Origin of the sequence: Devosia limi DSM 17137 (assembly GCF_900128975.1) — a bacterium.
Classification (GTDB): Bacteria; Pseudomonadota; Alphaproteobacteria; order Rhizobiales; family Devosiaceae; genus Devosia; species Devosia limi.
On record NZ_FQVC01000007.1, the window covers coordinates 155,524 to 167,787 of the forward strand.

The 12,264-nt window shown below is 64.9% G+C and carries 14 protein-coding genes; 4 read left to right on the forward strand and 10 right to left on the reverse strand.

What is annotated here, in order from left to right; genetic code table 11:
- Positions 1-33: 33 nt before the first annotated feature.
- The 4 genes from pcaG to pcaD are packed head-to-tail and all read right to left on the reverse strand — an operon-like array spanning position 34 to position 2,585.
- Positions 34-657, reverse strand: a complete 624-nt coding sequence (gene pcaG / locus BUA69_RS12630) for a protocatechuate 3,4-dioxygenase subunit alpha (protein WP_046136306.1) — start codon at positions 655-657, stop codon at positions 34-36.
- Positions 657-1,403 carry a protocatechuate 3,4-dioxygenase subunit beta gene (pcaH, locus tag BUA69_RS12635; RefSeq protein ID WP_046136305.1) on the reverse strand — a complete coding sequence of 249 codons (747 nt, stop codon included), beginning with the start codon at positions 1,401-1,403 and terminating at the stop codon, positions 657-659. Before pcaH ends, pcaG begins: the two co-directional genes overlap by 1 nt.
- Positions 1,400-1,798: a 4-carboxymuconolactone decarboxylase gene (gene pcaC, locus BUA69_RS12640; RefSeq protein WP_046136304.1), complete on the reverse strand. Its 399-nt coding sequence runs from the start codon at positions 1,796-1,798 to the stop codon at positions 1,400-1,402. Before pcaC ends, pcaH begins: the two co-directional genes overlap by 4 nt.
- On the reverse strand, positions 1,791-2,585 hold the full coding sequence (gene pcaD / locus BUA69_RS12645; protein ID WP_046136303.1) for a 3-oxoadipate enol-lactonase: 795 nt from the start codon (positions 2,583-2,585) through the stop codon (positions 1,791-1,793). The genes pcaC and pcaD overlap by 8 nt, the downstream gene beginning before the upstream one ends.
- A gap of 156 nt (positions 2,586-2,741) precedes the next feature.
- Between pcaD and pcaQ the strand changes: the two genes are divergently transcribed.
- Positions 2,742-3,665 (forward strand): pca operon transcription factor PcaQ, encoded by a 924-nt coding sequence (gene pcaQ / locus BUA69_RS12650; RefSeq protein ID WP_046136302.1) that lies wholly within the window; start codon positions 2,742-2,744, stop codon positions 3,663-3,665.
- A gap of 370 nt (positions 3,666-4,035) precedes the next feature.
- Here the strand turns inward: pcaQ and BUA69_RS12660 are convergent, their stop codons facing one another.
- A complete protein-coding gene (locus tag BUA69_RS12660; protein ID WP_046136914.1) occupies positions 4,036-4,905 on the reverse strand; it encodes a helix-turn-helix domain-containing protein in 870 nt (289 codons plus the stop codon).
- 88 nt (positions 4,906-4,993) lie between these two features.
- Here BUA69_RS12660 and pobA point away from each other — a divergent pair, with 88 nt between their 5' ends.
- Positions 4,994-6,160, forward strand: a complete 1,167-nt coding sequence (pobA, locus tag BUA69_RS12665) for a 4-hydroxybenzoate 3-monooxygenase (RefSeq protein ID WP_046136894.1) — start codon at positions 4,994-4,996, stop codon at positions 6,158-6,160.
- A gap of 172 nt (positions 6,161-6,332) precedes the next feature.
- Here the strand turns inward: pobA and BUA69_RS12670 are convergent, their stop codons facing one another.
- The 5 genes from BUA69_RS12670 to BUA69_RS12690 form a co-directional block, all read right to left on the reverse strand.
- A complete protein-coding gene (locus BUA69_RS12670) occupies positions 6,333-7,043 on the reverse strand; it encodes an ABC transporter ATP-binding protein (protein WP_046136893.1) in 711 nt (236 codons plus the stop codon).
- Entirely contained in the window at positions 7,024-7,785 is a 762-nt protein-coding gene (locus BUA69_RS12675) for an ABC transporter ATP-binding protein (RefSeq protein ID WP_046136892.1), read from the reverse strand. The genes BUA69_RS12670 and BUA69_RS12675 overlap by 20 nt, the downstream gene beginning before the upstream one ends.
- Positions 7,782-8,777 carry a branched-chain amino acid ABC transporter permease gene (locus BUA69_RS12680; protein ID WP_046136891.1) on the reverse strand — a complete coding sequence of 332 codons (996 nt, stop codon included), beginning with the start codon at positions 8,775-8,777 and terminating at the stop codon, positions 7,782-7,784. Before BUA69_RS12680 ends, BUA69_RS12675 begins: the two co-directional genes overlap by 4 nt.
- A complete protein-coding gene (locus tag BUA69_RS12685; RefSeq protein WP_046136890.1) occupies positions 8,774-9,637 on the reverse strand; it encodes a branched-chain amino acid ABC transporter permease in 864 nt (287 codons plus the stop codon). The genes BUA69_RS12680 and BUA69_RS12685 overlap by 4 nt, the downstream gene beginning before the upstream one ends.
- A 176-nt stretch (positions 9,638-9,813) precedes the next feature.
- Positions 9,814-10,980 carry an ABC transporter substrate-binding protein gene (locus BUA69_RS12690; RefSeq protein WP_046136889.1) on the reverse strand — a complete coding sequence of 389 codons (1,167 nt, stop codon included), beginning with the start codon at positions 10,978-10,980 and terminating at the stop codon, positions 9,814-9,816.
- 93 nt (positions 10,981-11,073) lie between these two features.
- On the opposite strand from BUA69_RS12690, the gene BUA69_RS20775 reads away from it, so the two are divergent.
- Positions 11,074-11,277 carry a hypothetical protein gene (locus tag BUA69_RS20775; protein WP_143154507.1) on the forward strand — a complete coding sequence of 68 codons (204 nt, stop codon included), beginning with the start codon at positions 11,074-11,076 and terminating at the stop codon, positions 11,275-11,277.
- A gap of 62 nt (positions 11,278-11,339) precedes the next feature.
- On the forward strand, positions 11,340-12,242 hold the full coding sequence (locus BUA69_RS12695) for a sucrase ferredoxin (protein WP_052950757.1): 903 nt from the start codon (positions 11,340-11,342) through the stop codon (positions 12,240-12,242).
- The last annotated feature ends 22 nt before the right edge of the window (positions 12,243-12,264 follow it).

The window sequence follows — 12,264 nt, forward strand, 5'->3', positions numbered from 1 at the left end:
TGAGGGAGAGCATCGAGGGAAGGAGCACCGCCCCTATACGTCGAAAAACACCGTTTCCCTGTCACCCTGCAGGTGAATATCCAGCATATACCTTGGCACCGGCCCGCTATCGTCCCGCGGGGCAATCAAGCTCGCGCGGCGGCGGATATCGGGAATGCGGGTGAGCACATAATCCGTCCCATTGGCCTCGGCCTCATCGGCGAAATACAGCCGCGTCTGCAAGCCGATATTGATGCCGCGCGCCACGATCCACAGCACGACATGGGGCGCCATCGGCTTGCCATCGGGACCCGGCACCGGGCCCGGCTTGATGGTCTCGAAGCTGAAAATCCCCTCGCCATTGCTGGGCTGGCGCCCCCAGCCCAGAAAGGCCGGGCCGGCATTGGCCGCGTGCGACATGGCTCCGGCATAGCGGCCATCGGCATCGGCCTGCCAGATTTCCACCACCGCGTCGGTCAGCGGCGCGCCGCTGCCATCGATCAGCCGCCCGGCAATGGTGATGCGCTGGCCCTTGGTCTCGGGCGTCAGCATGGTGGCGCCGGGATCGGTATCGTAAACCCCGGCAATACCGGCGAAATTGGGCGTCAGCCCGATATGGACATAGGGCCCGCCGGTCTGCGACGGAGTTTCCTTGAGCCTGGGCAGGGGGTTGAGCATCAATTGCCCTCCAGCTTGTTCTCGAACATGGTCGAGCGGCGGCCACGCAGCACGATATCGAAGCGGTAGGCCAGCGCATCCATGGGCGTCGTATTATGCCGATCCAGCCTGGCGATCAGCTGCTCGATCCCGGCCTTATCCGGCACGCTGCCGACAATCGGGCATTGCCAGATCATCGGATCGCCCTCGAAATACATCTGGGTGATCAGGCGCTGCGCAAAGGCATGGCCGAACACCGAAAAATGGATATGGGCCGGGCGCCAGTCATTGCCGCCATTGGGCCAGGGATAGGCCCCCGGCTTGATGGTGCGGAACGAATAAAACCCATTGGCATCGGTGATGGCGCGGCCGCAGCCACCGAAATTGGGATCGAGAGGGGCGAGATAGGCCTCGCGCTTGTGGCGATAGCGGCCCCCGGCATTGGCCTGCCAGAATTCGACCAGCGTATTGGGCACGGCCCGGGCGTTCTCATCCAGCACCTGGCCATAGATGATCAGCCGCTGGCCAATGGCCTCGCTGCCATCCTGGCTGAAATTGCGGATCAGGTCATTGTCGAGCGGGTTGATCAGGCTATGGCCAAAGGTGGGCCCGCTCAGTTCGGACGCGGTCGCCCCCAGCGACAGCAGCGCATGCTTTGGCGCGCGGAAGGTCGAGCTCTTGTAGCCCGGCGTCAGCCCCGGCGGATGCCAGGAACGGTCCCGCGGATAAAGGGCGCCATCCTCGCCTGGCAGCATTAGTCCGGTCATGGCAGCGTCTCCCCCGTCGCGCGTTTGGCCAGTTCTTCCCTGGCAATCCTGAAGGCCCGATTGGCCGCCGGCACCCCGGCATAAACCGCCACATGCAGCAGCGTTTCCTTGATGTCTTCGGCCGAGGCCCCGGTATTGGCGGTGGCGCGCACATGCATGGCCACTTCCTCGTCATGGCCCAGCGCCGCGAGCAGCGCTATCGTCAGCATCGAGCGCTCGCGCTTGCTCAGGCCGGGCCGCGACCACACCGAGCCCCAGGCGCCTTCGGTGATGAAGGTCTGGAAATCGTCGTCGAACGCGGTCTTGCGCGCCGTGGCGCCATCGACATGTTCATTGCCCAGAACGGCGCGGCGGGTCGCCATGCCCTCGGTAAAGCGTTGGGTGACTTCAACCATGGCTGACCTCGTCGAAAAAGCTCTGCATCAGTGCCGCCAGTGCCTGGAATTGTTCGATGGACGGAATATGGCCTGCCCCGGCAATCAGCTCGAAGCGGGAATTGGGAATGAGCTGGGCCGTTGCCAGCACCAGTTCGGGCGGCGTCGACAGGTCCTGACTGCCGCAGACCACCAGCGTCGGGGTGGTAATCGCGCCCACGGCGTCAGTGAGATCGGCATCGCGCAGCGCTGCGCAGGTGCCGGCATAGCCCGCGACCGGCATGGCCAGCAGCAGATTGCGCCACCCCGCCAGTTCCGCCGGCCGTTCGCGGCGGAAGGCCGGGGTAAACCAGCGCTCCATCACCGCATCGGCAATGGCGTCCAGCCCACCGGCGCGCACCGCGGCGATGCGGGCGTTCCACATCTCGGCGCTGCCCAGCCGGGCCGCCGTATCGCACAGCACCAGCGCTGTCAGCCGCTCGGGATGGCGGATGGCAAAGCCCTGGGCAATCTGGCCGCCCACCGAAACGCCGCACAGCGCCAGTTGCTCGATCTGCAGGTGGTCCAGCAGGCCTTCGAGATCGTCGATATGTTGGTCGAGGCTGTAATCGCCCTCGGGCGCGTCGGACAGGCCGTGCCCGCGCTTGTCATAGGAGACGATGCGATAGCGCGCGCCGAGCAGCGCGATCACGTCATCCCAGATGCGCGCATCGGTGCCGAGCGAGTTGACCAGCACCAGGGCTGGCGCATCGCTGCGGCCCTGCACCCGATAGTGCAGCGTCAAGCCGCCGATCTGCACAAAACTCATGGCACGCCCCTTCGCTCCCCGCCGATTTAAGGCTGTGCAGCGCCGCAAGTAAAATGATTACTTGCCCGGAGATCATAACCCAGAGATTATCTTAATCTCGACTGGACCGCCGCTGCCGCGCCGAAAAGGCCAGTTTCATAACCGGAGGCAAGCATCATGGCCAAACGCGCCATCGATCCCCGCATCAAGCTGCGCCATCTCGCCTGCTTTCTCGAAGTGGCTCGGCTCAAAAGCGTGGTCAATGCCGCCGACGCGCTCAATATCAGCCAGCCGGCGGCCTCGAAAACCATCCAGGAGCTGGAGGAATTGCTGGGCAGCCCGCTGTTCGACCGCAGCCGCCGCAACCTGTTTCTCACCCCTTATGGCGAGGTGTTTTATCGCTATGCCGGCACCAGCCTTGCCGCCCTGCGCCAGGGCGTCGATGCCGCCAGCCAGGGCCATGAGGATACGCTGGTCAAGGTCGGGGCCCTGCCCACCGTGTCGGCGCTGATCCTGCCGCAGGCCGTGCATGCCTTCACCCAGGACGGCCAGAGCGCCCGCACCCGCATCGTCACCGGCCCCAATGCCTATCTGCTGTCGCTGTTGCGCACCGGCGATGTCGATCTGGTGATCGGGCGCATGGCCGAACCCGATGCCATGCTCGGCTTCTCCTTCGAGCATCTCTATTCCGAACGCGTGGTGATGGTGGTGCGCATGGGCCATCCGCTGCTGCGCGAACCGCGCTTCAATCTGGGCATGCTCGACCGCTACCAGACCCTGCTGCCCACCCCTGACTCGGTGATCCGCCGCCTCGTCGACCGCATGCTGCTGGCCAATGGCGTCACCAATCTGCGCGACGAGGTCGAAACCGTCTCCAACGCCTTCGGCCGCGCCTATGTCCGGCAAACCGACGCCGTCTGGCTGATCTCGGAAGGCGTCGTCGCCGGCGACGTCGCCGATGGCCAATTGGCGCTGCTGCCCGTAGATACCAGCGAAACCATCGGCCCGGTTGGCCTCACCACCCGCACCGACACCACACAATCCCTCGCCGCGCTGACGTTCATTCAAGCCGTCCGCAATGTCGCGGCGGGACAGCGCTAGGCGCAGGCATCGCGCTCGCCCGCCTGTCCAGGGACCATCGCCCCCATCGCCCCCTCCCCCTTGAGGGGAGGGCCGGGGTGGGGGTCACCTGGCTTCGCGCCAATACCCAACCACCCCACCCTCAAGGGGAAGAAAGACGCATGCCACCGATCCGGCCCCATCCCACCCAATCGCCGGCCCCCGGCTCGTCCAAATCCACTTTCTCCCCAAAACTGGATCCCGCCTCCCACCGGGATGACGCCCCGTGAACCGGGCCATCCTCAGTCGCCCCCTCCCCCTCGAGGGGGAGGGTCGGGGTGGGGGTCTCTTGGCTTCGCGCCAATACCCACCCCTCCCTCAAGGGGAAGAAAGGCATTCCGCCCACCCTCCCTCACCGCCCCTGCCGCACCGACCGCCGGTATGCCCCCGGCGGCATGCCCAGCGCCCGCGTGCAAAACCGCGTAAAATATGCTGGGTCGGGATAGCCCAGAAGATCCCCGATCTCCTTGATTTCCAGCGTCGAAAACAGCAGATGCCGCTTGGCCTCCAGCGCAATGCGGCGTTCGATCACCGCCAGTGCCGAAGCGCCCAGTACCTGCCGCGATACCCGGTTGAGATGGGTCGGGCTGATGCCGATCATCCCGGCATATTCGGCAATCGAGCGGGTCTGGCGGTAGCATTGATCGACCAGCATCCGGAATGCCTGGGCATGGTGCACCGAACGGTCGGCCGCCGCCTTGGCAATATCGGCCGATGCCAGATGCGCCCGGTGGATCGCGACCAGCAGCAGGGAAATCAGCGCCTGCATGGCAATGCCATGGCCGCTGGCCGGGCGCCTGGCTTCGGCGATCAACTGGTCGATGGCGGCGGAAACGTCATCCAGCCCGGTGCCGGTCAGCACCAGGGGCGCGGATAGCAGCGCCGACAGATCCGGCGCAGCCGCCAGCACCGTGCCGACGTCGCGATCCATCAGCGTCAGCACCAGTCCCTCCACATCGGGGCTGAAGTCATAGCCGTGCACGGTCAGCGCCGGCACCGCCAGCAAGGCCGGCGGCGACAGCTCAAACCGATTGCCATCCATGCTGACCTGCGCCCGGCCATGGGTCAGCAGCAGCACCTGAAAGAACTGCTCGTGGCGGTGCGGCTGGATGCGGAAGTCATGCAGGCGGCTGCGCGAACGCACGGTTTCCCAGTGCAGCCAGTCCTGCCCCTGATCCTGCAGGGCTTCGCCATAGAGCGCGTAGATCGGGATGGTCCTCATGTTCGGATCATCCAAGACTTTGCGGCGCCTGTCCATTGGAAAGCGGCAACAAGAAGTCCAGCATGCTGGTTCCAAGGGAGGCATTTGCATGCGTACACAGGTCGCCATTATCGGCGCGGGTCCGGCCGGGCTGATGCTCGGCCGTCTGCTGGAACTGGCGGGAATCGAGGCTGTCATCATCGAGCGCCGGAGTGCGGACTATGTGCTGTCGCGCATTCGCGCCGGGGTGCTCGAGCAGGGCAGCATGGCGCTGATGGACCGCGCTGGAGTCAGCAGCCGCATGCATAAGCAGGGTTTGCTGCATGAAGGGATCGAGCTCAGCTTCGATGGCGAGCGTCATCGTATCGATTTCTCGGCCCTGATCGGCCGGCAGGTCATGGTCTATGGCCAGACCGAAATGACGCGCGACCTGATGGATGCCCGCGCCGCCAGCGGGGCCCTGACGATCTATGAAGCCGACGACGTGCAATTGCACGACTTCGACGGCGCCACGCCGCATGTGACCTATCGCCGGAACGGCGTTACCCAGCGGCTGGACTGCGCCGTCATTGCCGGCTGCGATGGCTATCACGGCATCTCGCGCCAGAGCGTGCCACAACAGGCGCTGACCACCTTCGAGCGGGTCTATCCCTTTGGCTGGCTTGGTGTTCTTGTCGATCAGCCGCCGGTGGCGCATGAGCTGATCTATGCCCATCATGAGCGCGGCTTCGCGCTTTGCTCGATGCGTTCGCCCAGCCGCAGCCGCTATTACGTACAGGTGCCGGCCGACGAGCAGGTCGCCGCCTGGTCGGACCAGCGCTTCTGGGATGAATTGCGCCTGCGGCTGGATCCGCAGACCGCAGCAAGCCTGGTCACCGGCCCCGCGATCGAGAAATCCATCGCGCCGCTGCGCAGCTTCGTCGCCGAGCCGCTGCGCTTCGGCGCGCTGTTCCTGGCCGGCGACGCCGCCCATATCGTGCCACCCACCGGCGCCAAGGGGTTGAACCTGGCCATGAGCGATGTCGGCTCGCTGGCCGATGCCCTGATCGAATGGTTCGTCGAGCACTCCCCCGCCGGGATCAACGCCTATTCCACCCAGGTGCTGCAACGCATCTGGAAAGCCGAGCGCTTCAGCTGGTGGATGACGAGCCTGCTCCACACCTTCCCCGAAACCGGCCCCTTCGGCCGCCGCATCCAGCGCGCCGAGTTCGACTATTTGCGCGGGTCACTGGCAGCGCAGCAGAGCCTGGCGGAGAATTATGTGGGGCTGGAATAGGGGGGCTCCACTCTCGGCCCAGGCCGCCGTCCAAACCACCGGGTCATTCCCGCGCAGGCGGGAATCCATTCTTCCAGACACCGAAGCACGAATGGATTCCCGCCTGCGCGGGAATGACTCCGTGTTTGGCGGGGAGTGGCGGGACCTGGAAGGAGACACGGGGCGAACGCCCCTAATGCCCCACGCCCAACAACCGATCCACCGTCTCCGGCTGCGCTTCCAGCTCGGCGGGCGTCCCTGACCAGGCGATCTGGCCGCGTTCCAGAACAATTACCCGGTCGGCAAACTCCAGCGCCGCCTTGATGCGCTGTTCGACCAGAAGGATTGTCATCGCCTTGGTCGCCGCCAATTGAGCGAACGCCGCCATCAGTTCCTCGCAGATCACCGGGGCGAGCCCCTCCAGCGGCTCGTCGAGCAGCAGCACGGTCGGCTGCCCCAGAATGGTGCGCGCGGTCGACAGCATCTGCTGTTCGCCACCCGAAAGCTGCGAGCCGAGATTGCGCCGCCGCTCCTTGAGCCGGGGGAACATCGCATAGGCTTCCTCAAGCGCCGAGCGCGGCCGCGACTTCAGCCCGACAAAGAGGTTTTCCTCGACGGTCAGCGATTTGAAGATCGAGCGGCTTTGCGGGACATAGCCGAGGCCGCCCAGGGCCCGGGCGGAACCATCAAGGCCGGTTATCTCCATATCGCCCAGCCGCACGCTGCCATCATAGCGCCGGGTCTGGCCGGCAATGCTGGCGAATAAAGTGGTCTTGCCCATGCCATTGCGGCCCAGCACGGCGAGGCGCCCGCCGGCAGGGACCGAGAAGCTCACGCCCTCCAGAATCCGCGTTGGCCCATAGCCGGCGCTCAGCCCGGCGACCTCAAGCGACGCTGCGGTCATCGGCATAGCTCCCCAGATAGGCTTCACGCACTTTCGGATCGGCCGAAACTTCCGCCGGCGTACCATCGAAAATGATCGCCCCGGCCGCCAGCACCACGACGCGCCGGGCAAAGCGGAAAACGAAATCCATGTCGTGCTCGATCATCAGCACGGCCAGGTCGGCCGGCAATTGCGCCAGCGCCTTTTCGATCAGCACCGTATCCGAACTCGGCACCCCTGCCGCCGGCTCATCGAGCAACAAGACCTTGGGCCGCAGCGCCATGGCCAGCGCAATCTCCAGCAAGCGCTGCTGCCCATAGGCAATCTCGCTGACCTTCACCTGCGCAATGTCGCGCAAGTTCAGCAGCCCCAATATCTCCCCCACCTCCCCCACAATCTCCGGCATCCTAAGATAATCGGCGAAAATGTGTTGTGATCGTCCAAGGCGCTGCAGCAGGGCCAGCGCGACATGTTCCTGCGGCGTCATCTCGGAGAAGAGCCGCGTCACCTGGAAACTGCGCACCAGACCGGCGCCGACGCGGGCGGTTGGGGAGGCTTTGGTGACATCGGCGCCATCGAGTTGAACGCTGCCGGAATCGGGTTTGAGCTGCCCCGTCACCAGATTGACGAAGGTGGTCTTGCCGGCGCCATTGGGGCCGATCAGCGCGATGCGGTCACCCTTGTCGAGCGCCAGCGACACGTCATCGGTGACGGCAAGGCCGCCAAAGCGTTTCTTGAGGTTGCGGACTTCGAACAGGGTCATGACTGCCTCCGCAATCGGGTCCAGAGCGTTTCGGCAGCGCCGGTCAGGCCCTTGGGGGCGAACAGCACGACGATGACCAGCAGCACGCCGACAATGGTCAGCCAGTGGAAGGGATTGATGGCCGAGACGCGGTCCTCGAACCAGACAAAAACCAGCGTGCCGATCATGGCACCATACAATTTGCCGGTGCCGCCCAGCACCAGCATGACCAGCGCTTCGGCGGACATGGTGAAAGACAGGCTGTCGAGCCCCACGACCTTGGTGGCGATGGCCGATAGCGCACCACCGAGACCGGCCACGGCGCCGGCAATGGCGTACATCTTGACCAGGGTGAAGTAGACTGGCGCCCCCATGGCCCGCACCCGGATCGGGTCCTGCTTGATGCCGCGGCAGAGCATGCCGAAGGGCGAGCGGACGATGATGCGCAGGACGACGAACACGGCGATCAGCAGCACCACCGCCATGATAAAGGCAGTGCGGCCGAAAAGATCGAAGCGGAAGAGGCCCAGCAGCGGCGCCGGGGCGATGCCGGAGAGGCCATCGCTGCCGCCGGTCCAGGCGGATAGTTTGTTGGCGGCCTCATGCGCCAGCGAGACGACGGCGATCGAGAGCACCAATTGGCTGAGGCCATGACCGCGCAGGATAATGAGGCTCGACAGCGCCCCGGCAATGGCCCCGGCCAATGCGCCGATGGCCAGCATCAATAGCGGATCGGTAACGCCAAATTTGGCGGCGAAGATGCCGGCGGCATAGGCGCCGGCGCCAAAGACTGTCGCATGACCGAGGGTCGCCACCCCGGAATAGCCGGTGACCAGATCGAGCGACAGCACCAGCAACATGACCGCGATGATGCGGGTCAGCAGCGCCAGATTGCTGGGAAAGAGCAGATAACCCAGCGCCGCAACGGCAGCGAGGATCAGCACGGCGATCAGGTCGCGCATGGCGGTGCGCTGCCAGACGGGTTTGGTCGAGGTCAGGCTGATATCGCTCATTTGCTGCGCCCCATCAGGCCATTGGGGAAGACGCAGACGATGGCGATAACGGCCAGATAGAAAAAGAACTCGCCATATTCGGGCATCAGATAGCGGCCAGTGGTCTGCACGGCGCCAAGCAGCAGCGCGGCGACCAGCGCGCCGGCTATCGAGCCGGCCCCGCCGACCGAGACCACGACAAGGAAGGTCACCATGTAATGCAGCGCGTAATAGGGCTCGATGGGCAGCAATTGCGCGCCGACCACGCCGCCCAGCGCGGCCAGGCCGACGGCGAGTGCGAAGCTGACGGCATAGACGATCTTGGTCTTGACCCCGAGCGCGCCGGCCATGGCGGCGTCATCGACCGACGCACGCAGCCGCACGCCGAACGGGGTGCGCTCGATGATGAACCAGAGCGCGCCGGCGACAATGATGCCCACAGCCACCGCGAACAGCTTATGGGCGGCAATGGTGCGGAAACCGAGATCGACCGGGCCCTGCAACTGGGCCGGCAGGGCGATGGTCTTGAGGGTGGGACCCATGACGAAATTGGCGATGCCGATAATGGCAAAGGTGATGCCGATGGTCATCAGCACCTGGGTCAGCTCGGGCGCGCCATAGATGCGGCGATAGAGAAAGCGCTCCAGCGGCACGGCGATCAGCATGGTGCCAAGCACGGCGGCGAGGATGGCGACGCCGAAGGGCAGGCCCATCTGCTGGGTGGCATAAGAAGCGATATAGCCGCCGATCATGGCGAAGGCGCCGTGGGCGAGATTGACCACCTTCATCAGCCCCATGGTGACGCTGAGGCCGATGGAGATGATGAACAGCACCATGCCATAGGCAAGGGCGTCGGCGGCGATGGAGAGTATGGTTTGCATTGGACCTCGCCTATGCCCGGCGGGGCATTACCCACCGCGACGTTCGTTACCCCCACCTAGCCTCCCCCTGATAGGGGGAGGGACAGATTTAGGGCTGGGCAGGATTTGGGATAGCCACCGGCTCGGCTCCTCCCCCTATCAGGGGGAGGGTGGGGGGGGGGATCCGTCCGCCAGGCTTACGGAGCCTTCCAGCCGGGGTCGCCCTGGTTTTCGAAGGTCTGGATTTCCTTGTTGATGTATTGGCCATCCTCAAGCGCCACTTCGCGCAGGTAGATGTTCTGCGTCAGGTGGCGGTTTTCCGGATTGATCGAGACCGGGCCGCGCGGGCTGACCCAGGAGAGCCCCTTGACCGCTTCGACAGCAGCGGCTGCGTCCTGATTGCCGCCGGTGGCTTCGATCATCTTGGAGATCACATACATGCCGTCATAGGCGCCGACGGCCGGGAAGCTGAGTTCCGAGGCGCTGCCGATGGCCTTGGAGGCCGCTTCGACAAAGGCGGAGTTCTCAGGCGAGTCATGGCTGACCGCGTAGTGGAACGTCGTCAAAAGACCCAGCGCATTGTCGCCCAGCGCCGCCAGATCGGGCTCCTGGGTCAGATCGCCGGGGGCCAGCAGGGTAACGCCGGCATCCTTGAGGCCGTTCTCGACATAGGCCTGGACGAAGCCCAGGGTTGCCGGACCGGCTGGCAGGAAGGCGAACACCGCCTCGGCGCCCGAATCCTTGATGCGCTGCATCATCGGACTGAAGTCATTGGTGTTCATCGGCATGCGCACGGATTCAACGATCTCGCCGCCCGCGCCAGTGAAGCCGGCGACGAAGGCGGCTTCGGAGTCGACGCCCGGACCGTAGTCGGAAACCACGGTAATGACCTTGTCGATGCCGCGCTGACGCGCGACCGCGGCCATCGGGGTCGAGGTCTGCCAGGTGGTGAACGAGGTGCGCACCACATAGGGGCTGGCATTGACGATCGCCGACGTGGCGGCATTGAACACCACCATGGGCACATTGCCCTCTTCGAGGATCGGCGCGGCCGCCATGGCGTCGGGGGTGTAGTAATAACCGGCGAGATATTGCACGCCTTCGCTGACGATCAGTTCCTGGGTCAGCGCGGCGGACTGGGCCGGATCAGGCGCCGGCAGGTCGCGATAGACGATCTCGATGGTGTCATCGCCGATGGTATTGCCGTTGACGGCCAGCCAGGCATTGATCCCGGCCTGGAAGTTCTTGCCCTGCAGCGCGGCCGGGCCAGAAAACGGGCCGACGACGCCGACCTTGATCGTGTCGGCAAAAGTGACGCTGCTGGACAGCGCCAGCAGCAGTGAAGCCAGAACAAGTTTTTTCAATGCAGTCCTCCCAAAATCCGTGGCGGCCATGACCCGCCCAGGCCGCGTCCACGCCGCTGCCCGCTCCTGTGCCATATGTGGCAAGAAAACCGAATGGGCGAAAATGAATTCCCTGCCGCCTCTCATATCCCAGGAGTTATGAGACCCAACGGATCAACCGCGGATATCGGCGATTTTTCCACAAAGCTGGTTATGATTGGAGCGCATGCCCTGGCCAGCCCCGCAGATTTTCCGCCAGTCATCTCCCGCGCCTATCTTGATCGCGTTTCACCACTTTGGTACGCAGCACAAACATGACTTTCACAGTCAACTAACGGCCGGTCCGGCTGACCTGTAGACGATCGAGAAGGCAGCCTATCATGGCCAAGCACGTGTTTTGCCGCGAACTCAGCCTGGAGCGGGGGGAGCCCTTGCCCGGCACCGGCAATGTGGCCCAGCGCTCCATGCTGGTGGCATGGCCGCGCGGCAAGTGGCGGCTGCCGCGCTTTGAGTCGGTGGATATGGGCCCGGCGCTCGCCGATGCGATCCGGCTGGCCATGCGGGCCGGCATCCATGTGGCACTGGTCGATCGGGTGGGTGAAACCGGCACCCTGCCCCAGTTGCAGGCCGATGGCATCGCCGCCGATTTCGACAGCGAGATCGAGCTGGCGGCGGCGATCACCCGCCTCACGGCGGGCGAGCCGCTGGTGGGCCGGGCCGATCCGCGCAAGGTCATTCTCTGCTGCACCGATAGCCGCCGCGATGCCTGTTGCGCCCGGTTCGGCTTTGCAACCTACAAGGCGCTGGTGGCGGCGGCGGACCCCGAAACCTTCCATATCGTGCAGGCCACCCATATCGGCGGCTGCCGGTTCGCCGCCTCGCTGGTGCTGCTGCCGCAGCGGCAGCGCTATGGCAGGGTGGAACCAGAACAGGCCGTAGAGTTTCTCGCCACGCTGGCCGCCGGACAGATCTATCTGCCGGCCTATCGCGGCCGCGCCGGCTTGCCGGAAACCGCCCAAGTGGCAGAACATGCCGCCATGGTCTGGGCCGATGCCAATGGGCTGGGCCAGGACAATGTACGCATGCCTGATATTGTCTGGCCCGCCGCGGTGCTGGATGGCGATGAGCTGAGCGTCACCGTCACCGCCGGGGATGCGCCGCTGCAGGTCCACCTGCGCGCCGAGATCGCGCCAATGCACGGCAATTGCGAAGCGCTGGTGGATGGCGACGACGCCAAGATGACCCCACGCTGGCGCCTCGCCGCCATTCATCCGCTGGCTTGAGGGCAGGCGTTCGGCCTGCCCC